This window comes from Clavibacter zhangzhiyongii (genome assembly GCF_014775655.1).
GTDB classification, from domain to species: domain Bacteria; phylum Actinomycetota; class Actinomycetes; order Actinomycetales; family Microbacteriaceae; genus Clavibacter; species Clavibacter zhangzhiyongii.
In genome coordinates this window covers 816,405-838,053 of sequence record NZ_CP061274.1, presented here as the reverse complement: position 1 = coordinate 838,053, position 21,649 = coordinate 816,405, and the positions used below count along the sequence as shown (strand labels likewise).

Here is a 21,649-nt window from a genome sequence, read left to right as displayed (position 1 = left end):
GGGTGCGGCGGACGGGACGGACGGCGAGCGGACGGACGAGGACGGACGCGACGGGCTCAGCCCGCCTCGATCCCCTCGGCCTGGATGGCGGTGATGGCGACGGTGTTCACGATGTCCTGCACGAGCGCGCCGCGGGACAGGTCGTTGATGGGCTTGCGGAGCCCCTGCAGCACGGGTCCGATGGCGACCGCGCCGGCCGAGCGCTGCACGGCCTTGTACGTGTTGTTGCCGGTGTTGAGGTCGGGGAAGATGAACACCGTCGCGCGCCCGGCGACCGCGGATCCCGGCATCTTCGTGGCCGCGACGGCCGCGTCGGCCGCTGCGTCGTACTGGATGGGGCCCTCGACCGCGAGGTCCGGCCGCAGCTCCCGCACGCGGGCGGTCGCCTGGCGCACCTTCTCGACGTCGGCGCCCGCGCCCGACTCCCCCGTCGAGTACGACAGCATCGCGATGCGCGGCTCGATGCCGAACTGGGCAGCCGTCGCGGCGGACGAGATGGCGATGTCGGCGAGCTGGTCGGCCGTGGGATCGGGGTTCACGGCGCAGTCGCCGTAGACGAGCACGCGGTCGGCGAGGGCCATGAGGAACACGGACGAGACGACGGAGACGCCGGCCGTGGTCTTGATGATCTCGAAGCCCGGCCGGATGGTGTGCGCCGTCGTGTGCGCGGCGCCCGACACCATGCCGTCGGCGAGGCCGAGCTGCACCATCATCGTGCCGAAGTAGGAGACGTCGGTGACGGTCTCGCGCGCGATGTCGAGCACCATGCCCTTGTGGGCCCGCAGCCGCACGTACTCCTCGGCGAACCGCTCGCGGAGCACCGCGTCGAAGGGGCTCAGCACCGTCGCGCGGCCGATGTCGATGCCGAGGCCGATGGCACGGGAGCGCACCTCGATCTCCTCGCCGAGGATCGTGACGTCGGCGATGCCGCGGCTGAGGATCGTGCCGGCCGCCCGCAGCACGCGGTCGTCGGTGCCCTCGGGCAGCACGATGCGCTTGCCGGCCTTCCTGGCCCGCTCGATGAGGCCGTACTCGAACATGAGCGGCGTGACGACCTCGGAGCGGCTGACGTCGAGCAGCTCCAGCAGCCGCGACGTGTCGACGTGCTGCTCGAACGCGGCGAGCGCCGTGTCCATCTTCCGGGACGACTCGGGCGAGAGCCGGCCGCGCGTCTGCGTGATGCGCTTCGCGGTCTCGTAGGTGCCGAGCTCCGTGGAGATGATGGGCAGGGTCTGGTCGAGGCCGGAGACGAGCGTCTCGATGGTGGGCGACAGCGCGAACCCGCCGTTCAGCACGATCCCCGCGACGGTGGGGAAGGTCTCCGAGGCGTGCGCCGTGAGCACGCCGAGCAGGACCTCGCTGCGGTCGCCGGGGATCACGACGATGGCGCCCTCGGTGAGGCGCGCGAGCACGTTCTCCATCGACATGGCGGAGACGACGACGCCGAGCGCCTCGCGGCTGAGGAGGGCCGGGTCGCCCTTGACGAGCTCGCCGTCGACGGCCGCGAGCAGCTCGGCCACGGTCGGGGCCACGAGGAACGCGTCCTCCGGGATCGCCCACACGGGCACGTGCGTGCTCCGCGCCTGGAGGGAGGCGGGCACCGCGGCGGGGATGGCGGCCGTGATCGCCTCGAGGGCGTCGGGGTCGGCCCGGTTCACGACGACGCCGAGGAGGCCCGCGTGCGCGGTGACGAGCTCGGGGATCGCGAGGTCGGCGATCTGGCGCATCTCGTCGGGGCTGCGGCCGCCCGACTCGTCGGTGCGCCGGCCCGTGAGCACGAGGAGCACGGGCGCGCCGAGGTTCGCGGCGATGCGCGCGTTGAAGGACAGCTCGGTGGGGCTGCCGACGTCGGTGTAGTCGCTGCCGACGATGACGACCGCGTCGCACTTCGCCTCGACGGCCTTGTAGCGCTCGACGATGCGGGAGAGGGCGGCCTCGGGATCCGCGTGCACGTCGTCGTAGGTGACGCCCACGCACTCGTCGTAGTCGAGGTCCACGCCGTCGTGCGAGAGCAGCGCCTCGAGCACGTAGTCGCGCTCGACGATGGAGCGGGCGATGGGCCGGAACACGCCCACGCGCTGGATCTGGTGGGTGAGGGTGTCGAGCACCCCCAGCGCGACCGTCGACTTGCCCGAGTGCCCTTCGGCGGACGTGATGTAGATGCTCCGAGCCATGCGGCAAGCCTATGGGCGTCGCCTGCCAGGCGGCCGGGTCCCGGCTGGACGGCGGCGACCGCGGCGGCGCACGGCGACGGCCGGTCACGACGGCCGGTTAAAAAGAGAAGACCCCTCGCGCACCTGCCAGAGCCCGGCTGCCCTTGCTGCGTCTCCGCCCTGGGGGAGTTCACCTGGATGGCACCACGCGAGGAGCCGACACCGAGTGTACCCGACGCGGGAGGCGCACCGGTCGGTGCCGCCTCGCCCAGGAGCCGGTCACGAACCGCGCGTACCGTGGATCCCATGCGCATAGTCATCGCCGGAGGACACGGCCAGATCGCCCGACTGCTCGAACGACGCCTCGCCGACGCGGGCCACCAGCCCGTCGGCATCGTCCGCAACCCGGACCACGCGTCCGACCTCGCCGACGCCGGGGCCGAGGCCCTCGTGCTCGACCTCGAGAAGAGCGACGCGGGCCAGGTGGCCGAGGCGCTCCAGGGCGCCGACGCCGTGGTCTTCGCGGCAGGCGGCGGGCCCGACTCGGGCCCCGAGCGCAAGCTCACCATCGACCGCGACGGCGCGATCCTGCTGGCGGACGCGGCCCAGCGCGCCGGCGTCACCCGCTACGTGATGATCTCGGCCATGGCCGTCGACGGCTTCGACCCCGACAGCGACGACACCTACGAGATCTACCAGCGCGCGAAGTCCGAGGCGGACGCCGACCTCCGGGCCCGCGACCTCGACTGGACCATCGTGCGTCCCGGCGGCCTCACCGACGACCCGGGCACCGGCCGGATCCAGGTCGGCACCTCCACCGGACGCGGCACCATCCCCCGCGCCGACGTGGCCGAGATCGTCGCGACCGCGCTCATCGACGGCACGGGCGTCCGCGTCCAGTTCGAGGCGATCTCGGGCGAGGAGCCCGTCGCCGAGGCCATCGCGGGGCTGCGCTACTAGCGCCTCCCGCACCACCGGGCGCGCGGCGCCCCATCGGATGACGGCCCCCTCCTCCCCGGAGAGGGGCCGTCATCCGCTTCCGGGGCTGCTGGGCACCCGGGTCGTGCCGCGCCGACGTCTGCGGTCGACGGCACCCGAAGCCGTCGTCCCGCGCGTCGAGCGCATCGTGCGCCGGAGCGCACCGTCCGGAGCATCCCCATGCCCGGACGTGGAGACCACGCTAGGAGCCGCGCGCCGTGTCCCCCACAGTGCGGACTACTTATTTCCACGGCCTGCTGGATAAGTAACAGCCGGTGCGGCTGGTCCGACCGCCGGGAACCGCGCAAGATGGGAGGCACACGGTCCGCGCAGCCTCGGGGGATGCCGCGCGGTCCTCCGCTTTCCGCGACCGGGGGTCACATGAAGCAGATGACGCGCACCTACAGCCGGGCGAGCACACGGCCGGCCTCGGCCCTGCCCGGACGCGGGGGCCGCGCCCGCGACCTGGAGACCCTCGAGCGCTGGCTCTCCGCCGGCACCAGCGCCGTCGTCACGGGGAGCGTCGGCTCCGGCCGCAGCCACGTCGCCGGCCGCGTCGCCGACGCCCTCACCCGCGGCGGCGTCAGCGTGATCCGCGCCCACGCGTCCACCCCGGACCTCGCCGACGTCCTCCGCCGCGTCCTCGGCGACGGCCCGGGGATCCGCGTCCCGCGCCCGCTGCCCGCCTCGCGGCCGGTCGTCGTCATCGACGACGCGCACCTCATGCCGCACGACCTCCGCGCCGCCCTCGTCGACGCCCGCACCGGCGAGCGCTGCACCCTGCTCGTCACCATCGACGACAGCGGGAGCGAGGCGCGGCAGCCCCGCACGCGCGACGCCGCGGAGGGCGGCGAGGCGACCGCGCGCCACGCGCAGGCCGCCCACGAGATCCTCGGGCTCTGGCGCACCGGATACGCGGAGCGGCTCGACCTCTCCCCGCTCGGCCCGGCCGAGGTCGACGAGATGATCGACTCCATCGCCGGCTCGGTGGCGCTCGACCAGGCGACGCGCGTGCACATCCAGCGCCGGAGCGCCGGCCGACCGTTCCTCGTGCGCGAGCTGACCTTCGAGGCGCTCGAGACGGACGTGACGGGACGCGCGAGCAGCGGCTACGCCTTCCCCAGCGCGCACGCGCCGCGCGCCCGGATCCTCGAGCTCGTCTCCTCGCGCGTGTCGATGCTCGCCGACGACGAGCGCAGCACGCTCGTCCTGCTGGCCCGGCTCGACGGCGTGCCGTACCAGCGGGCCGCGCGCCTCTTCGGCGAGACGATCCTGCGGGTGCTCGGCGCCCGCGGGCTCGTGCGCGCGCAGGGGCAGGGCGACGCTGTGCTCCGCGCCGACCTGCTCGAGGCGGAGGCCGCGCTCGCCCGCACGGATCCCGACGCCGTCGACGCCCTCACCCGCCGCGTGGTGCGGTCGCTGCTGCAGGAGGCCGCGCTCGGCGTGCCGCTCAGCCCCAAGGAGAGCCTCCTCATCGCCCGCACGCTCGGCGAGGAGGACCGCCGCGACGCCGTCGAGCGCTTCGGCGCCGACACGCTCGCCGCCGTGCACCTCGTGGCCGCGCGCCTCGCGAACGACGTGGGCATGACCCACGACGCCCTCGCCTTCGCGGAGGTCGCCGCCGACGGCGGATCCGCCGCGTACGCCGCCTGCGAGACGGCACGCGCGCTCACGGTGCTGGGCAACCCCGGCCGCGCGGTGGAGGTGCTGGACGCCCTCGGGGACCGGATCGCGACGTCCGCCGAGCGCGTCGAGGTCCTCCAGCGGCAGGTGCTCTCCGCCCACGCCGCCCTGCCCGGGACCGACCGCGTCCGCCGGCTCCTGGACGAGGCCCTCACGGCATCCGACGGGGACGCGGAGACGCGCGCGCAGGCCGCGGTCATCGGGTCGGCCATGTCCCTCGGGCAGATGGAGTGGGAGGACGCCCTCGTGGCGGCACGCGAGGCGACGTCCCTGTCGACCAGCGCGCTCGTGCGCCTCCGGGCGCAGCGCTCGGTCGTCCTCGCGCTCGGCCACCTGGGGCGCGGCGCGGAGCTCGGCGACGCCATCGACGCCGGCCTCGGCCTCGTCGCGGGGCGCGCCGACCGCCGCGGCACCTACGACGACCTCCTGCTGGAGGAGGCGCGCCTGGAGATGCTCTCGGCCAGCGCCTTCGCCCGCCGCCTCTGCCGCCTCGACCTGCCCGACCTGGAGCGGGAGCTGGACGCGTGGGTGGAGTCGGCCGTCGCGCAGGACGCGCAGTGGTTCATCCCCGTGCTCGGCGCCATCGCGGGCGGCGTCGCCCTCGACCTCGGCCGGCTCGACCGCGCGGAGGCCGAGCTCGCCCTCGCCGACGACCGCCTCATCGGCCCGGACATCGGCACGTGGCGGCTCTGGGTGGGGATGCAGCGCGCCCGCGTGCTCGCGCTCCGCGGCCGCACCGACGAGGCCGAGCGGATCGCGGCGGAGCTCGCGCACCGCGCCGACCCGCGCTACCCCTACCAGCGCATGCTCGCGGAGGGCGTGCGGGTGGAGATCCTCGCGTCGCGCGGCCGGCCGGACGAGGCGGCGGACCTGCTCCTCGACCTGGGCGAGCTCAGCGGCGACGCGCACGCGCTCCGGGCCGGGATGCTCTTCCGGGCCTGGACGCTCGGATCCACCGACCCGCGCCTCGTCGCCGGCGCCCGCCTGGTGCGCGAGCGCACCGACGTCCCCGCGCTGCACGGCATGGCCGAGGTGGTCGAGGGATCCCGCACCGGCGACTCCGCGCTCGTCGAGCAGGGCGTGCGGACGCTCGAGGAGGCGGGGCTCCCCCAGCAGGCCCGCACCGCGTGCGAGGAACTGGTGCGCATGCGGGCCGACGACGACACCGCGCCCGGTCTCGGCCAGGCGCGCGCGGCCCTGGCGCGGATCCAGGGGCGCATCGACCGGGGCGCGCCCGCGGCCGCCGCCGCCCCCGTGGCCCCCGTCCTCGACGTGAGCATGCTGACCCGGCGGGAGCTGGAGATCGGCGTGCTGGCGGCGCAGGGGCTGAGCAACCGGGAGATCGCGGGGCGCCTGTTCCTGTCGGTCCGCACGGTCGAGTCGCACCTCTACCAGGCGCGCGCGAAGCTCGGCGCGCCCTCCCGCCGGGCCCTCGCGGGGCTCCTGGAGACCCCGGGTGCATCGAGCCTGCTCGCGGGCAGGTAGTATCGACGGGTGCCGCCGCGTTCCTGACGCCTGCGGCATGCGTCCTGGAGGATTCGCCTAGTGGCCTATGGCGCACGCTTGGAAAGCGTGTTGGGTGAAAGCCCTCAGGGGTTCGAATCCCCTATCCTCCGCCAGATGCACGAGAGCCCCGACGGACCAGCGGTCCGGCGGGGCTCTCGTCGTGCGGGGCGGGCCGCGCGGTCTCGGCACCGCCATCGCCCGCGCGCGAGGCCCGCCGGCTGTACCCCGACCATCGGCCCGGTGTCCCCCATCGCGCCCACCCGTCCTCCGGCCGCACGCGCCTAGGCTGGGACGATCGTCCGACCCGTACCCGCGGACGCCGTGCGCCGTGAGGCGAGGCAGGACGACGCAGGGCGCGTGGACGGCGTCGGACGACGACCGGAGGCGACGTGCACCACGACCACGGGGACGACGGCGCGACCACCCTCATCCGCCCCCGCCCGGCCCTCCTGCACCAGCTCGCGCTCGCGACCCTGGCCCTCGTCGTCCCGCTCGGGGCCGCCCTGCTCGTGCTCGCCGTCCCCACGGGCAACGCCGCGGCCGTGCTCCTCGGCATGGGCGCGGTCGTGCTGGTCGGCCTCGTGCTGGCCGTCCTCTACCTGACCTCGTACGTGCGGATCTCCACCGCCACCGGCGACGTCGAGTCGCGCTTCCTCGGCCGGCACCGCCGCGTGCCGGGGAGCGCCGTGCACGCGCTCCTGGTGGTGCACGTGTACCAGGGCCTCACGCTCGACACGCAGCCGCGCCTCTTCGTCCTCGACGCCGACGGCCGGCTGCTCCTCCGGCTGAGCGGCCACGTCTACGACCTGTGGACCATGCGGTCCCTCGCCGAGGACCTCGACCGTCCCCTCACCGAGCAGACGCGCATGGTGACGATGGCGCAGCTCCGCGACGCGCGCCCCGGCGTTCTGCCCTGGTACGAGCGCTCGCTCCTGTCGCTCGCCGCGGTGATCGTGCTCCTCGGGGTCGGCGTGATCGGCGCGATCATCGGCATCATGGCGCTCTCGGGCGTGCCGCTGGCGGTGCGGCTCTGAGCGCGGCGGCCGACGGTGCGCTCGCGCCGTACCTGGGGCGCTGGGGGCTGCAGCCGGACGGCCCGCCTCGGCGCACGGCCAGCAGCGCGCTCGCGCCGGTCCGGCGGGACGGCGCGCGCCTGGTCCTCAAGGTCCCGCTCGTGGAGGAGGAGCGGCGCGGCGGACGACTGATGGCCGCGTGGGACGGGCGCGGCGCCGCACCCGTGCTCGCCTCGGACGCGGACGGCGCCCTGCTCCTCGCGCGCGCGGACGATCCGGGGATCCTGGCCCGCGAGGCGGCGGCGGAGGTCCCGGACGCGGACGCACGCGATGACGCGGCCACGCGGATCCTCGCCCGCTCGGCGTCACGGCTGCACCGCGTCCCGGTCGACGCGCGTGTGACGGCCGAGGCCGTCCCGCTCGGCACGTGGTTCCGGGCGCTCGTGGATCCCGACCGCCCTCTCCCCCGCGGCCTCGCCCGCGGGGCCGCCGTCGCCCGCGAGCTCCTCGCGACGCCGGGGCCGGTCGCGGTCCTGCACGGGGACGTCCACCACGGCAACGTCCTGCGCTTCGACGGCGAGGACGACTGGCGCGCGATCGACCCCAAGGGCCTCGTCGGTCATCCGGCCTTCGACACGGCGAACGTCCTCGCCAACCCGACGCCGACGAACGCCCTCCGCCCCGGGCGCCTCGCCCGCCGCGCGCGCGTCATCGCCGAGGAGACCGGCGCCGACCTCGACGCCGTCCTCGCCTGGGCCGAGGCGTGGTGCGCGCTCTCGGCGGCATGGGACGTCGACGAGCCCACGCGCGCGACCCGCGTGGCCGCGATGCTGCGGCTGGGCGGCGTGGCGCGCGACGCCCGCCCGGGATCCGCCCGCCCGCTCTAGCGGACGCCCGCGCGCTCGCGCGTAGCGGCGTCCCGCGGCGACGGCCCTGCGGTCCGTCCCGCGATCGCGGTCAGCGCGCGCTCGAGCGGCCCGCGCCCGAGGATCCGCGTCCAGAGCAGGCACAGCACGACCGTCACGAGCGCGAACGCGAGGTACGCCCCGTCGTCCGCGATGAGCTCGCCCTCGGGCGCGACGAGGTCGATCACGACGATGTGCACCACGTACACCGTGAGCGCGAGCTGCCCCACCGCCTCGAGCGGCACGAGCACCGCGGGCAGGAGCGCGGCGACGCGCAGGCACAGGCCGAGGACGGCGATCGCGAACCCGCCGGATCCCACGACCTCGAACGGCGACCCCTCGTGCGGCGTCGTGGAGAGGATGTACTCCCACCCGGGCGGCGGCGCCTTCACGGCCTGCACCACGAGCGCGGAGCCGCCGTACGCGAGCACCGCGAGGCCCGCGCCCACGGTGACGAGCAGCAGCTGCACGCGCGCCGACCCGAGCGCGAGCCGCCCGATCCCGAGGCCCGCGACGGCGAACACCACCCAGGTGAGCGCCGGGTAGTGGCCGGTGACGACGAGGATCACGAGCGGATCCGGCCGCATGAGCGACGCGTCGAAGTGGATGGTGAGCGCGGTGGTCGCGACCGGCAGCACGACGGCGGCGACCGCGGCGAGCGCGAGCAGGCGGGACGCGCGCCAGCGCAGCAGCGGCAGCACGAGCACGAAGAGCACGGCATAGACCTCGAGGATCACCGCGACGTACGTCTCGAGGGAGGCGAGGAGCCCGCCGACGAGGAACAGGCACGCGGCGCGCACGAGGATCCGCAGCCGCGCCCGCGCGAGGTCGCTCCCCTCCACCGGCCGGTCGCGCCCCGACATCAGGGCGATGGACACGCCGGCGAGCGTCGCGAACAGGATGGACGAGCGCCCGTCCGTGATGGCGAGCCACGACGCCGGGTCGTCCAGCGCGAGGACGCGCGGCACGGCGACGTGCGCCGCCATCATCCCGAGGACCGCGAGCCCGCGCGCGGCGTCGACCCCCCGGAGGCGGGCCGGGTCGCGGGCGGGGCTCATGGCCTCACCCTACCCAGCCGTCCGCCGGGATCCGCGGGCGTCAGTTGGAGAGCGCCGGCACCGTCCGCGGCTGGACGATGAGCCACATCGCGAGGATGGAGACGACCGCGCACGCGCCCATCACGGACGCCATGGGCACGCCCGAGGTGATGCCGAGCACGCCCACGATGGGCGAGATCGCGCCGGCGAGGCCGAAGTTCACGGCACCGAGCAGCGACGCCGCCGTGCCCGCCTCGTGCCCGTGGTTGACGAGGCCGAGCACCTGCACGCAGGGGAAGCCGAAGCCGCAGGCGAGGATGAAGAAGAACAGCGGGATCAGCGTGCCGAGGAGCCCGGCGTCGGTGAACGTGCCGAGCAGCACGATGAGGGCGCTCGAGACGAACTGCACGACGACGACGCCCGCGAGGATCCACTGCGGGCCGACGTACCGGGTCAGGCGCGCGGCCACCTGGTTGCCGATCACGATGCCGAGCGAGTTGACGCCGAACAGGATCCCGAACTGCTGCGCGTCGAACCCGTACACGTCCTGGAACAGGAACGACGAGCTCGAGAGGTAGGAGAAGAGCCCGGCGAACTGCATGCCGCCGATGATCGCGACGCCGACGAACACGCGGTCCCTGAGCACGTTGCGGTAGCGGCGCAGGAGCGCGCCCTTCTCCTCGACGACGACGTCCTCGCGGGGCAGGGTCTCGACGATGAGGAAGACCACGGCGATGACGACGGCGATGCCGTACGCGGCGAGCGCGTAGAAGACGCCGCGCCAGTCGACGATCCGGAGCAGCTGCGAGCCGATCACGGGCGCGAGGATCGGCGCGAGGCCGGTCACGAGCGCGAGCCGGGACAGCATCCGCACCAGCGGACGGCCGCCGAAGAGGTCGCGCACCATGGCCATCGCGACGACCGCGCCGGCCGCCGCGCCCGCGCCCTGGAGCACGCGGAAGACGAGCAGCATCGAGACGTCCGTCGAGAGCGCGGCGCCGAGCGACGCGAGGATGTGGCCGGTCGAGGCGACGATGAGCGGGAGCCGCCGGCCCACCCGGTCGCTCCACGGCCCCACCACGAGCTGGCCGAGCGCGAAGCCGATGGTCGTGCCGGTGAGGGTGAGCTGGATCGCCGCGTCCGAGACGCCGAACTCGTCCTTGAGCACCGGGAAGGCCGGCAGGTAGAGGTCGATCGTGAAGGGCCCGAGGCCGACGAGGGCACCCAGCACGATGATGTAGACGATGCGCTCCCGGCGGGAGAGCGCGTCGCCGGGGTGGAGGACGGCAGACGACACGGAGCGTTCCTTCGGGATTCGCGGGGGCGCGGGGCGCCGCGGGACGGGGGCGGCCGGCGTGGACCGACTCGATGTCCAACTGGTGCGCGCCCGGCGTATTCCCAGCTCGAAGAATTGCGTTCCGCGGATCCGTCAGCGCCGCAGCGCCGCCACGACGCGCTCGACGTCGTCCTCGTCGTTCCAGAGGTGGAACGCGATGCGGGCGCGGCCGGCGCGGCCCGACGCGACGATCCCGGCCGCCCCGAGCGCGGCGAGGTCGGTGCCGTCGGCGTCCGGCCAGGTGACGATCGCCTGCCCGCGCGGCTCGATGCCGAGGCCCCGGCTCACGAGGTCGCCGAGCTCCGCGTTCCGGCGGTGCACGGCGTCGAGGTCGAGCCGGGCGAAGAGCGCGATCGCGGGCGCCGCGCCCACCCACGCGCCGAACGCGGGCGACAGGTCGAAGGCGCGGGCATCCTCGGCGAGCGCCATCGCGGGGCCGTAGCAGGAGGCCCACACGTCGGCGCCGGCGTACCAGTTGGCCTGCACGGGCACGAGGGTCGCGCGGTAGCGGTCGGACAGCGTGAGGAACGCGGCGCCCCGGGGCGCGCAGAGCCACTTGTAGGCGTGGCAGGCGGTGGCGTCGAACAGGCTCGCGTCCACGGGCATCGCGCCCGCGGCCTGCGTGGTGTCGCAGAGGGTGAAGGCCCCGTGGATCCGTGCGGCCTCCCGGACGGCCGCGACGTCCGCCACCCGGCCGTCCGCCGACTGGACGAGCGAGAACGCCACGAGGTGCGTGCGCGGCCCGATCTCCGCGGCGAGCTCCTCCAGCGGCACGTGCCGCACGACGACGCCCCGCGCCTCCGCCACGACGAAGGGGTAGGTGAGCGAGCTGAAGTCGCCCGCGACGCACAGCACCTCGGCGCCCGCGGGCACGGCGGCGGCGAGCACGCTCACGAAGGAGGCGGTCTGCGAGCCGATGGCGACGGATCCGACGGGCACGCCGACGAGCCCCGCGTACGACGCGCGCACCCCCTCGACGATCCCGCCGTAGCCGTGGGCCGTGGATCCGCCGGCCGACCACGTCGTCAGGTCGTCCCGCAGGCGCGCCACCGTCTCGCGCGTCGGCAGGCCCATGGTGCAGGCGGAGAGGTAGCCGGGGCCGGCCTCGAACAGGTCGCGGTGGTCCGCGGGCAGCGGGGCGGGGGCGTCGGTCGCGGTCATGCCCCCAGCGTGTCGAGCCCGCCTCCGTCGATCAAGCCCGCGGCCGGCATGTGACGCATAAGCGCACGTTATGCTCCGCACATGACGGATGCACGGGGCACGGCCCGCGACCTCGACTCGGCCGCGCTCGCCGCCGTGCACGCCCTCGCCGTCCGCGGGTCGATCACCGCCGCCGCGGCCTCGCTCGGCGTGAGCCAGCCCGCCCTCTCGCAGACGCTCCGCCGCTTGGAATCCCGCATCGGCGCGCCCGTCACGGCGCGCGCGGGCCGCGGCGTGGTGCTCACCGAGGCCGGCCGCGTGCTCGCCCGGCACGCGGAGACGGTCGTGCACGCGATCGACGCGGCCGCCGACGAGCTCGACGACCTGCGCGGCCTCCGCGCGGGCTCCGTGCGGCTCGCGGCGTTCCCCTCCGCGTCGTCCACCGTCGTGCCGCGCCTCCTCGGCGGGCTCGCGTCCGCGCACCCGGGCCTGTCCTTCGGCTACCTGGAGGCCGAGCCGCCCGAGGCGGTGGCGGCCGTCCGTGCGCGCGAGGCCGACGTCGCGGTGACCTTCTCCTACCCGGACGACCCCGACGATCCCGCCGCCCGCGCCCTCGACGGCCTCGAGGCGCGGCCGCTCTGGCGGGAGACGCTGTGGGCGGTGCTCCCGGAGGACCGCGCGCTCCGCCACCGCGGCCCGCTCGCGCTGCGCGACCTCGCGGACGATCGGTGGATCGCGGGCTGCGTCCGCTGCCGCCGGCACCTGGTGAGCGCGTGCGCCCGCAGCGGCTTCGCGCCCCGCACGTCCTTCGAGACCGACAACGCGGCGGCGGCCGTCGGCATGGTGCACGCGGGGCTCGGCGTGGCGCTGCTCCCCTCCCTCGCGCTGGCCTCCGCGCCCCTCCCCCGCGGCGTCGTGCGGCGGAGGGTGGCCGACGTCGGCGAGCGCGCGGTGCACGTGGTCACCGCGCCCGGCGGATCCGGGTCGGCCGCCGTGCAGGCCGCCGTGCAGGCGCTCGGTCGGCTCCGCGTGGGCGACTGGGAGCTCCGCCGAGCGTGATCACCCGCGTCCCGGACACTGCGGGGACGCCGATGCGGATGCGGATGTCGGGGGCTGTCCGTAATGTCGGAGTGGTCTGCCTGCGGCGCCCGCCGACGGCGCCCTGACACGGAGGAACGAGGACGCATGCCGGACGAGCACGGCGACGAGCTCCAGGAGGAGCTCCAGGACGAGGTGCAGGCCTCGGGCCAGTCCACGGAGCGGCTGAACCGCCACCTCCAGCGCAGCGACTCCGAGCAGGCGCGCTACCTGTCCGCGTACTTCGGCTGGAGCCTGCACGGCGACCTCATCCGCTCGCAGGGCACGACGGTCGCCATGTTCGTCGAGGACCTCGCCGACGCCATGCTCGCGCTGGGCTGGCTCGACGGGTCGGGGATCCTCTGGGGTGCCGTGCCGGTCGATGCCGACCGGGCCGTGGAGCTCGTCCGGCGGCACCAGATGGAGCAGGGCTGGATGCCTCCCGGCACCGACTGACCCCGACCCTCCGTGCCCGCTGTGCGTGACGCGCCATCCCGCGCCGCCGCTCCGATGCGGGAGTAGCGTCCGAAGGGATCAGGCCGTCGGGGACGAGGTCCCGCGCACGGCCAGGAGGACACATGACGGACCACGACGGAGCGCTGCTCGACCGCGACATGGGACTGCTGCTCGCCGCCGCGTCCCGGGCAGTGATCTCCCTCTACCGGCCGTTGTTGAAGCCCTACCACCTCACGCATCCGCAGTACCTCGTCATGCTCGCCCTGCACGAGCGCGACCCGCGCCGCGCGGGCGACCTGAGCGACGCCGTGCAGCTCACGCCGGGCACGCTCTCGCCGCTGTTCAAGCGCCTCGAGCTCCTCGGCTACATCACGCGCCAGCGGGACCAGGCCGACGAGCGCCGCCTGCTCATCGCGCTCACCGAGCGCGGACGCGGGATCCTGCCCGACCTCCTGCGCGTCGCCGACACGGTGCACGACGAGGTCGTCACCCGCAGCGGCGCCGACTCGAGCGCCCAGGCGCGCCTGCGGAGCATGACGGACCTGCTGCTCGACGCCTGACGTCCGCCGTCCGCCGTGGCGACCGGCGGTCGCGTCAGCGCGCCCCGTCGACCACGCGCTGCCACAGCGTGTGGTCGCGCCACGTGCCGTCGATCCGGAGGTACGCCGGGGCGACCCCGATCGCCGCGAAGCCGGCGCGGGTGAGCACCGCCTCGGATCCCCCGTTGCCGACGAGCGTCGACGCCTCCAGCCGGTGCAGCCCGGCCGCGCGCGCGATGCGGACGGCGTGCGCGGCCGCCGCCGTCGCCAGCCCCCGGCCCTGCCGCTCGCGGTCGATCCAGTAGCCGAGGCTCGCGCTCTGCGCGGCGCCGCGCTTCACCGCGAACAGGTCGCAGCGGCCGATGACCCGGTCGCCCTCGACGACGAGGTACGGCAGCCCGGATCCGGCCGCCCGCTCGGCGACCCGCCCCGCGAGCTGCGCGCGCTGCCCGGCGGACGTGAAGAACGCGTCCGTGCGCGCCGGCTCGAAGGGGCGGAGGTGCTCCCGGTTGGCGCGGTACGCCTCCGCGAGCGCGGCCGCGTCGGTGATCCGCGCCGGCCGCATCACGACGCCGGCGGCGAGCTCGACGCGCTCGTCCGTGCCGGGCAGGGGCCCGCTCACGCCCCGGGGCGCACGTCGCGCTCGGGACGGTCCTCGGGCGCGGGGATCCGCCGGTCGGCGATGAGCCGCGCGTACCAGAGCGCGCTGTCCTTCGGCGTCCGCTCCTGCGTGGCGTAGTCGACGTGCACGATCCCGAACCGCTTGGAGTACCCGTACGCCCACTCGAAGTTGTCGAGCAGCGACCACACCTGGTAGCCGCGGAGGTCGACGCCGCGGGCCATGGCGCGGTGCGCGGCCGCGAAGTGGCGGGTGAGGTAGTCGATGCGCTCCGGGTCGTGCACGGCGCGCACGCCGCCCTCCACCGTGACCTCGTCGTCGAACGCGGCGCCGTTCTCCGTGACCATGAGCGGCAGGCCCGGGAACTCCTCGTGCAGCGACACGAGCAGGTCCTCGAGGCCCTGCGGCTCGATGTTCCAGCCCATCGCCGTGTAGGGGCCCGGCTGCTCGAGGAAGTCGACGTCGTCGGTGCCGGGGAAGGGCGACGCGGCCACGTCGCCGTGGATGGACGTGCCGCCCGCCGCGGACGCGCCGTCGCGCATGCGCACCCGGCTGGTGTTGTAGTAGTTGACGCCGAGCAGGTCGAGCGGCTGGCGGATGAGCTCCGTGTCGCCCGGCAGCACGAACGACCAGTCGGTGATCCCGGCGGTGTCCGCGAGCACGTCCTCGGGGTACTCACCGTGCAGCAGCGGGTCGAGGAAGACGCGGTTGCCCACGCCGTCGACGCGGCGCACGGCCTCGGCGCCCGTGTCGCCCTCCCCGCGGATCACGTGCAGGTTCAGCGTGATGGAGAACAGCGCGTCGGCCGGCACGACCTCCTTGAGCGCGGCCACGGCCAGGCCGTGCGCGAGGTTGAGGTGGTGGACCGCGCGGAACGAGTCCTCGGCGTCCGTGCGGCCGGGAGCGTGCACGCCCGCCGCGTAGCCGAGGTACGCCGAGCACCACGGCTCGTTGAGCGTCGTCCAGGTGCCGATGCGGTCGCCGAGGGCCTCGCCCATGATCCGCGCGTAGTCGGCGAAGGCGTACGCGGTGTCGCGGTTCGTCCAGCCGCCCTCGTCCTCGAGCGCCTGCGGCAGGTCCCAGTGGTACAGCGTCGCGATGGGCGTGATCCCGCGCGCCACGAGGCCGTCCACGAGCCGCCCGTAGAACGCGAGCCCCTCCGGGTTCGCGGGGCCGCGGCCCGTCGGCTGGATCCGCGGCCACGCGATCGAGAACCGGTACGCCTCGAGGCCCAGCTCCTGCATCAGGTCGAGGTCGGACTCGAGCCGGTGGTAGTGGTCGTCGGCCACGTCGCCCGTGTCGCCGCCGAGGACCTTGCCGGGCGTGCGGCTGAAGACGTCCCAGATGGAGGGACCGCGCCCGCCCTCGGCGACGGCGCCCTCGACCTGGTAGGCGGCGGTGGCGGATCCGAAGAGGAAGCCGGGCGGGAAGTCGAGGCCGGTCCCCCGGTCGTCGGCGCGGGCGTCGGGCGATGCGTCGGTCATGGCGTGCGGGGACCTCTCCGTCGGGGTGGGCGTCCGCGCGACCCGCGCTCGCGCGCCCGGTCGGCCGCGGCCTCCCGCCATCCTGCCCGGGCCGCGGCGCGTGCGTCCAGCCGACCGCCCCCGCGGCCGTGTCGGCGTTGCGCGCAGGACGCCCGCCGATTAGGTTGTAGCTAGCAACAAATCACCGACGACGCTGACAGGAGACACCATGGCGCTCACCCCCACCCGCGAGGACAAGTTCTCGTTCGGACTCTGGACCATCGGATACACCGGGGCCGACCCCTTCGGCGGCCCGACCCGCTCCGACCTCGACGTGGTCGAGGGCGTCGAGCGCATCTCGGAGCTGGGCGCCTACGGCCTCACCTTCCACGACGACGACCTGTTCGCGTTCGGATCCACCGACGCTGAGCGCCAGAAGCAGATCGACCGCCTCAAGGGCGCGCTCAGCGACACCGGCATCGAGGTGCCGATGGTCACCACGAACCTCTTCTCCGCGCCCGTCTTCAAGGACGGCGGCTTCACCTCCAACGACCGCGCCGTCCGCCGGTTCGCGATCCGGAAGGTCCTCCGCAACATCGACCTCGCCGCCGAGCTCGGCGCGAAGACCTTCGTCATGTGGGGCGGCCGCGAGGGCGCCGAGTACGACTCCGCCAAGGACGTCCGCGGCGCGCTCGAGCGCTACCGCGAGGCCGTCAACCTGCTCGGCGACTACGTCACCGACAAGGGCTACGACATCCGCTTCGCGATCGAGCCGAAGCCCAACGAGCCCCGCGGCGACATCCTGCTGCCGACGCTCGGCCACGCGCTCGCCTTCATCGAGACCCTCGAGCGCCCCGAGCTCGTCGGCGTGAACCCCGAGGTCGGCCACGAGCAGATGGCGGGCCTCAACTTCACCGCCGGCATCATGCAGGCGCTGTACCAGGGCAAGCTCTTCCACATCGACCTCAACGGCCAGCGCGGCATCAAGTACGACCAGGACCTCGTCTTCGGCCACGGCGACCTGCAGAACGCGTTCTCGCTCGTCGACCTGCTGGAGAACGGCGGCGTGGGCGGCGGCCGCTCGTACGACGGCCCCCGTCACTTCGACTACAAGCCCAGCCGCACCGAGGACATCACGGGCGTGTGGGACTCGGCCGCCGCGAACATGCGCATGTACCTGCTCCTCAAGGAGCGCGCGCAGGCGTTCCGCGCCGACCCCGAGGTCCAGGAGGCGCTCGCCGCCGCCAAGGTCGCCGAGATCGACACCCCGACGCTGAACGAGGGCGAGTCCTACGACGACATCCTCGCCGACCGCTCCTCCTACGAGGACTTCGCCGCCGACGAGTACTTCGACGGCAAGGGCTTCGGCTTCGTCCGCCTCAACCAGCTGGCGCTCGAGCACCTGATGGGCGCGCGCTCCTAGCGCTCCCCCGCACGACCGGAGGGCCCGGCATCCACGTGGATGCCGGGCCCTCCGTCGTCCGCGGGGTCGGCGCCCGGGGTCCGCACGGCTCCTCACGCGCGGCGTGAGACGTCCGGGGCGCGGCCGGTGGCCGGCGTGACGATGCATCCACGCCGCCGCGGGAACGCGGACGGGCCCGGCATCCTCGCGGATGCCGGGCCCCTCGTGCGCGTCAGCGCGGGTGGTGCGGGTGGATCAGGTCGCGGACTTGGATCCGCGGCTCTTGTTGAACACGTCGAACGCGACGGCCAGCAGGAGCACGAGGCCCTTGATGAGCTGCTGGTACTCCGTGCCGAGGCCGAGCAGCGACATGCCGTTGTTGAGCACGCCCATGATCAGACCACCGACCATCGCGCCGGTGACCGTGCCGATGCCGCCCGTGACGGCCGCGCCGCCGATGAACACCGCGGCGATCGCGTCGAGCTCGAAGCCGTTGCCGGCGCCGGGGAGGGCCGAGTTGCTGCGGGCGGTGAAGGCGATGCCGGCGAGTGCAGCCAGGAAGCCCATGTTCACGAAGAGCAGGAAGTCCACGCGCTTCGTGTTGATGCCGGACAGCTGCGCCGCGTTGAGGTTGCCGCCTCGGGCGTAGATGTGGCGACCGAAGATGCTGCGCCCCATCACCGCGGTGTAGACGAGCACCAGGACCGCGAGGATCACGAGGACGATCGGCGTGCCGTTGTAGCTCGCGAGCAGGTACGTGATGCCGAGCACGAGCAGCGCGATGGTCGCGAGCTTGGTGATGAACCACGAGAACGGCTCGTCCTCGAGGTTCAGCTTGACCCGGGCGCGACGCTCGCGCACCGCGGACAGGACGAGGAAGAGGGCGGCGATGACGCCGAGCGCCACGGTGATCGGCTCGAGGATGGCCTGCCGGTCCGTGGGGTCCGGCAGGAAGCCCGCGCCGACGGCCACGTACTCGTCCGGGAACGGCGTGATGGGGCGGTTCTCCAGGACGATCTGCGCGAGGCCGCGGAAGGTGAGCATGCCGGCCAGGGTCACGATGAACGCGGGGATCCCGACGTACGCCACCCAGAAGCCCTGCCAGGCGCCGATGAGGCCGCCGATGACGAGGCTCGCGATGATGGACGCCCACCAGGGCCAGCCCCAGTTCACCGCGAACACGCCGGAGACGGCGCCGACGAGGGCGACGACGGACCCGACCGACAGGTCGATGTGGCCGGCGATGATGATCATCACCATGCCGATCGCGAGGATCAGGATGTACGCGTTCTGGACGACGATGCTCGTGACGTTGCGGGGCTCCAGGAGCGTCCCGTCGGTGAGGATCTGGAACAGCACCACGATCAGGATCAGCGCGATGAAGATGCCGATCTGCCTGAGGCGACTGACGAGGAAACCCGCCACACTGCTGAGACTGGACATGGTGACTATTCCTTTTCCTTGGTCATGTAGGTCATGAGGCTCTCGGGGGTCGCCTCGGAGATCGGGAGCTGTCCCGTGATCCGGCCGGCGGAGAGCGCGTAGATGCGGTCGCAGATGCCGAGCAGCTCGGGCAGCTCGCTGGAGATCACGATCACGGCCTTCCCCTGCGCGGCGAGCGCGTTGATGATCGTGTAGATCTCGTACTTGGCGCCGACGTCGATGCCGCGGGTGGGCTCGTCGAGGATCAGCACGTCCGGGTCGGAGAACATCCACTTGGAGAGGACGACCTTCTGCTGGTTGCCGCCGGAGAGCTTCCCGGTGATGGCGCCCACGCTCGGGGCCTTGATGTTCATCGACTTCCGGTAGCCGTCGGCCACCACGTACTCCTGGTTGGCGTCGACCCAGCCGGCCTTCGCCAGCTTGTCGAGCGCGGCGCCGGAGACGTTGCGCTTGATGTCGTCGATGAGGTTGAGGCCGTAGTGCTTGCGGTCCTCGGTGGCGTACGCGAGGCCGTTCCTGATGGCCTCGCCCACCGTGCGGGCCGTGATCTCCTTGCCGCGCTTGTAGAGCTTGCCGGAGATGTTGGCGCCGTAGGAGCGGCCGAAGACGCTCATCGCGAGCTCGGTGCGACCCGCGCCCATGAGGCCGGCGATGCCGACGACCTCGCCCGCGCGGACGTTGAGGTTCGCGTGGTCGACGATGACGCGGGAGTGCTCCTGCGGGTGGTGGACCGTCCAGTCCTCGATGCGGAGCACCTCCTCGCCGATGTCCGGGGTGCGGTCGGGGTAGCGGCTCTGGAGGTCGCGGCCGACCATGCCCTTGATGATGCGCTCCTCGCTGATGGCGTCGCGCCCGAGGTCGAGGGTCTCGATGGTCTTGCCGTCGCGGATGATCGTCACGGCGTCGGCGATCGCCTTGATCTCGTTCAGCTTGTGGCTGATGATGATGCTCGTGATGCCCTGGCCCTTCAGGTGCTTGATCAGGTCGAGCAGGTGGGCCGAGTCCTCGTCGTTGAGCGCCGCGGTGGGCTCGTCGAGGATGAGGAGCTTCACCTCCTTGGAGAGGGCCTTCGCGATCTCCACGAGCTGCTGCTTGCCCACGCCGATGTCGGCGATCTTGGTGGCCGGGTTGTCGCTCAGCCCGACGCGGGCGAGGAGCTTCGCGGCCTCCACGTTGGTGGCGTTCCAGTCGATGAAGCCGCCCTTGGAGATCTCGTTGCCGAGGAAGATGTTCTCCGCGATGGAGAGGTAGGGACTGAGCGCGAGCTCCTGGTGGATGATCACCACGCCCGACTTCTCGCTGTCGCGGATGCTGGAGAACTTGACGACCTGGTCCTCGAGGACGATGTCGCCGTCGTAGGAGCCGGCCGGGTAGACGCCCGAGAGGACCTTCATCAGGGTCGACTTGCCCGCGCCGTTCTCGCCGCAGATCGCGTGGCACGTGCCGCGCGTGACCTCGAGAGTGACGTCCTGCAGCGCCTTGACGCCGGGGAACGTCTTGGTGATGCCGCGCATCTCGAGAATGTGGTTGGCCATGGCCTGCCTCACTTGTGTGGATGGTGGTGCCGGGTTCCCGGCGGTGGTGCGCGGGCGGCGGTGGACGCCGCCCGGAGACGGGCCGGCCGTGGTGCACGGCCGGCCCGACCCGGTGGGTGGCCGGTCGACGCGGACGTCGACCGGCGGGGTGCGCCGCCGGAGCGGCGCGGAGGGCTACTCGCCCTTGTCGATCTCGTCCTGCGTGTAGTAGCCGCTGTCCACGATGACCTCGACGAGGTTGTCCTTCGTCACGGTCACGGGGGCGAACTGCTTGGTCGGGACGTCCTTGACCTTGTTGTTGTAGGAGTCGGGCGCGTCCGGGGTGCCGCCGGTGAGCAGGTCGTCGACCATCGTGACGGCCTCCTTGCCGAGCAGGCGCGTGTCCTTGAAGATCGTCGAGTACTGGACGCCGTCGAGGATCAGCTTGTCGGACGCCTTCTCGCCGTCCTGGCCGGTGATGATCGGCATGGCGTCGGTGGCGACGCCGGCCGAGGTCAGGGCCTGGATGATGCCGCGCGACAGGCCGTCGTAGGGCGACAGGATGCCGTCCGGCTTGGCGCCGCCCGGGTACGAGCCCGAGAGCAGGTTCTCCATGCGGGCCTGGGCGCCCTCCTGCTTCCACTGCTGGATCGCGACCTGGCTGAAGTCCTGCTGGCCCGAGCCGATGGTGATCTGGCCGGAGTCGAGGAAGGGCTTCAGGACGCTCATCGCGCCGTCGTAGAAGAACTGCGCGTTGTTGTCGTCGGGGCTGCCCGCGAAGACCTCGATGGTCTTCTTCTCGGTGCTGTCCGTCTTCTTGCCGTCGGCGTCGACGAGGCCGAGGCCCTGCAGGAGGGAGTTGCCCTGGAGCACGCCGACCTGCTGGTTGTCGAACGTCGTGTAGAAGTCGACGTCCTCGGTGCCGTTGATCAGGCGGTCGTACGCGATGACCTTGACGCCGTCGTCGGCCGCGGTCTTGAGGACCTGGGTCAGCGCGGTGCCGTCGATCGACGCGACGATGAGCGCCTTGGCGCCCTTGTTGAGCATGGTCTCGATCTGCGAGATCTGGTCCTGCACCTTGTCGTTCGCGTACTGCAGGTCGACCTTGTAGCCGAGCTTGGTGAGCTGGTCGTTGACGTTGTTGCCGTCGTCGACCCAGCGCTCGCTCGTCTTGGTGGGCATGGCGACGCCGACGAGGGCGCCCTTGTTGTCCTCAGCGCCGCCGGCGCTGCCGCCGCGGCCTCCGCTGCCGCTGGAGCAGGCGGCGAGCGAGACGGCGATGCTCGTGGCGGCGATGCCGACGAGGACCTTCTTCATCTTCACGGTCGTGTTCCTTTCGTACTGCTGCTGTGAGTCGCGGTGCCGGCATCTGCGCCGGCCCGCTC

General features: G+C 73.3%; 17 protein-coding genes, 1 tRNA gene and 1 other RNA gene. 9 read left to right on the top strand and 10 right to left on the bottom strand.

The annotated features are described in order from the left end of the window. Positions 1 to 56 precede the first annotated feature (56 nt). On the bottom strand, positions 57 to 2,174 hold the full coding sequence (pta, locus tag H9X71_RS04100) for a phosphate acetyltransferase (RefSeq protein ID WP_191148453.1): 2,118 nt from the start codon (positions 2,172 to 2,174) through the stop codon (positions 57 to 59). 103 nt (positions 2,175 to 2,277) lie between these two features. Beyond that, positions 2,278 to 2,374: signal recognition particle sRNA small type (gene ffs, locus H9X71_RS04095), an RNA gene on the bottom strand. A gap of 85 nt (positions 2,375 to 2,459) precedes the next feature. Here ffs and H9X71_RS04090 point away from each other — a divergent pair. The 5 genes from H9X71_RS04090 (at position 2,460) to H9X71_RS04070 (ending at position 8,220) form a co-directional block, all read left to right on the top strand. Next, positions 2,460 to 3,113 carry an SDR family oxidoreductase gene (locus H9X71_RS04090; RefSeq protein ID WP_191148452.1) on the top strand — a complete coding sequence of 218 codons (654 nt, stop codon included), beginning with the start codon at positions 2,460 to 2,462 and terminating at the stop codon, positions 3,111 to 3,113. A 399-nt stretch (positions 3,114 to 3,512) separates the two neighbouring features. After that, entirely contained in the window at positions 3,513 to 6,299 is a 2,787-nt protein-coding gene (locus H9X71_RS04085; protein ID WP_191148451.1) for a LuxR C-terminal-related transcriptional regulator, read from the top strand. 46 nt (positions 6,300 to 6,345) lie between these two features. Continuing rightward, a tRNA-Ser gene (locus H9X71_RS04080) sits at positions 6,346 to 6,433 on the top strand. 276 nt (positions 6,434 to 6,709) lie between these two features. Then, a complete protein-coding gene (locus H9X71_RS04075; RefSeq protein ID WP_191148450.1) occupies positions 6,710 to 7,354 on the top strand; it encodes a hypothetical protein in 645 nt (214 codons plus the stop codon). Continuing rightward, positions 7,351 to 8,220 (top strand): aminoglycoside phosphotransferase family protein, encoded by an 870-nt coding sequence (locus tag H9X71_RS04070; RefSeq protein WP_191149071.1) that lies wholly within the window; start codon positions 7,351 to 7,353, stop codon positions 8,218 to 8,220. Before H9X71_RS04075 ends, H9X71_RS04070 begins: the two co-directional genes overlap by 4 nt. Here H9X71_RS04070 and H9X71_RS04065 read toward each other — a convergent pair. From H9X71_RS04065 to H9X71_RS04055, 3 genes are all read right to left on the bottom strand, one after another. After that, the gene (locus tag H9X71_RS04065) at positions 8,217 to 9,296 is read right to left on the bottom strand and encodes a heparan-alpha-glucosaminide N-acetyltransferase domain-containing protein (RefSeq protein WP_191148449.1); all 1,080 of its coding nucleotides are present in this window, start codon (positions 9,294 to 9,296) and stop codon (positions 8,217 to 8,219) included. The two genes, H9X71_RS04070 and H9X71_RS04065, sit on opposite strands and share 4 nt — an antisense overlap. A 40-nt stretch (positions 9,297 to 9,336) precedes the next feature. Beyond that, positions 9,337 to 10,572, bottom strand: coding sequence for a multidrug effflux MFS transporter (locus H9X71_RS04060; protein WP_191148448.1), 1,236 nt, complete (start codon positions 10,570 to 10,572; stop codon positions 9,337 to 9,339). A 132-nt stretch (positions 10,573 to 10,704) separates the two neighbouring features. Next, positions 10,705 to 11,772, bottom strand: coding sequence for an aminotransferase class V-fold PLP-dependent enzyme (locus H9X71_RS04055; RefSeq protein WP_191148447.1), 1,068 nt, complete (start codon positions 11,770 to 11,772; stop codon positions 10,705 to 10,707). Positions 11,773 to 11,853: 81 nt separating this feature from the next. Here H9X71_RS04055 and H9X71_RS04050 point away from each other — a divergent pair, with 81 nt between their 5' ends. The 3 genes from H9X71_RS04050 to H9X71_RS04040 all read left to right on the top strand — a co-directional run bounded on the left by H9X71_RS04050 (position 11,854) and on the right by H9X71_RS04040 (position 13,844). After that, on the top strand, positions 11,854 to 12,810 hold the full coding sequence (locus tag H9X71_RS04050; RefSeq protein ID WP_191148446.1) for a LysR substrate-binding domain-containing protein: 957 nt from the start codon (positions 11,854 to 11,856) through the stop codon (positions 12,808 to 12,810). 126 nt (positions 12,811 to 12,936) lie between these two features. Then, positions 12,937 to 13,284 carry a hypothetical protein gene (locus H9X71_RS04045; RefSeq protein ID WP_191148445.1) on the top strand — a complete coding sequence of 116 codons (348 nt, stop codon included), beginning with the start codon at positions 12,937 to 12,939 and terminating at the stop codon, positions 13,282 to 13,284. 122 nt (positions 13,285 to 13,406) lie between these two features. Next, entirely contained in the window at positions 13,407 to 13,844 is a 438-nt protein-coding gene (locus H9X71_RS04040) for a MarR family winged helix-turn-helix transcriptional regulator (protein ID WP_191148444.1), read from the top strand. A gap of 34 nt (positions 13,845 to 13,878) precedes the next feature. Here H9X71_RS04040 and H9X71_RS04035 read toward each other — a convergent pair whose 3' ends face one another. Next, the gene (locus tag H9X71_RS04035) at positions 13,879 to 14,445 is read right to left on the bottom strand and encodes a GNAT family N-acetyltransferase (protein WP_191148443.1); all 567 of its coding nucleotides are present in this window, start codon (positions 14,443 to 14,445) and stop codon (positions 13,879 to 13,881) included. Further along, positions 14,442 to 15,926, bottom strand: coding sequence for a GH1 family beta-glucosidase (locus H9X71_RS04030; protein ID WP_191148442.1), 1,485 nt, complete (start codon positions 15,924 to 15,926; stop codon positions 14,442 to 14,444). The genes H9X71_RS04035 and H9X71_RS04030 overlap by 4 nt, the downstream gene beginning before the upstream one ends. A gap of 208 nt (positions 15,927 to 16,134) precedes the next feature. Here H9X71_RS04030 and xylA point away from each other — a divergent pair, with 208 nt between their 5' ends. After that, complete coding sequence (gene xylA / locus H9X71_RS04025; RefSeq protein WP_191148441.1) at positions 16,135 to 17,328, top strand: xylose isomerase; 1,194 nt, start codon at positions 16,135 to 16,137, stop codon at positions 17,326 to 17,328. 234 nt (positions 17,329 to 17,562) lie between these two features. On the opposite strand, the gene mmsB is transcribed toward xylA, so the two are convergent. From mmsB to H9X71_RS04010, 3 genes are all read right to left on the bottom strand, one after another. After that, the gene (mmsB, locus tag H9X71_RS04020) at positions 17,563 to 18,750 is read right to left on the bottom strand and encodes a multiple monosaccharide ABC transporter permease (RefSeq protein ID WP_191148440.1); all 1,188 of its coding nucleotides are present in this window, start codon (positions 18,748 to 18,750) and stop codon (positions 17,563 to 17,565) included. A gap of 5 nt (positions 18,751 to 18,755) precedes the next feature. Then, positions 18,756 to 20,285 (bottom strand): multiple monosaccharide ABC transporter ATP-binding protein, encoded by a 1,530-nt coding sequence (gene mmsA / locus H9X71_RS04015; RefSeq protein WP_191148439.1) that lies wholly within the window; start codon positions 20,283 to 20,285, stop codon positions 18,756 to 18,758. Between the two features lie 174 nt (positions 20,286 to 20,459). Continuing rightward, on the bottom strand, positions 20,460 to 21,587 hold the full coding sequence (locus H9X71_RS04010) for a substrate-binding domain-containing protein (RefSeq protein WP_191148438.1): 1,128 nt from the start codon (positions 21,585 to 21,587) through the stop codon (positions 20,460 to 20,462). Positions 21,588 to 21,649 lie beyond the last annotated feature (62 nt).